Origin of the sequence: Nonlabens ulvanivorans (assembly GCF_000732625.1) — a bacterium.
In the GTDB taxonomy this organism is placed as follows: domain Bacteria; phylum Bacteroidota; class Bacteroidia; order Flavobacteriales; family Flavobacteriaceae; genus Nonlabens; species Nonlabens ulvanivorans.
In genome coordinates, this window is the sequence record NZ_JPJI01000039.1 from 1 (window position 1) to 452 (window position 452).

Here is a 452-nt window from a genome sequence, read left to right on the forward strand (position 1 = left end):
TCCATGTGTATTTACAGCAGGAAGTACAGCCGATACGAGTAATCCAATCTGGCAAGCCGCCGATTGTGATGGAGATGGAGAGACTAATGGAGATGATCCAGCTCCGTTTGATCCTTGTGTAGGAGTGGAACTTGCTAATGTTGATTTATCAGATAACAACACAGATTGGTATAATGCTGATTGTGATGGAGATGGTGTAATTAATGGTTTAGAACTAGATCCTGATATGGATGGTATTGCCGGTCCTAATGGAACCGATTTAAATGATCCTTGTGATTACAATGAAGATGATGTGGTAAATGGGACTCAGGCGGAGCCATGGTTGTCCGCTGATTGTGATGGAGATGGTGTTCTAAATAGTGCTGAGATAGCAAATGGAACGGATCCAACTGATGCATGTGATTATATAGATGGAGCTGCAACCGTACCAGCTACGAGCATGGGAGACTGTG

1 pseudogene is annotated in these 452 nt (G+C 43.6%); it reads left to right on the top strand.

What is annotated here, in order from left to right:
* Positions 1-452: pseudogene (locus IL45_RS15185) on the top strand (hypothetical protein); the annotation flags it as partial.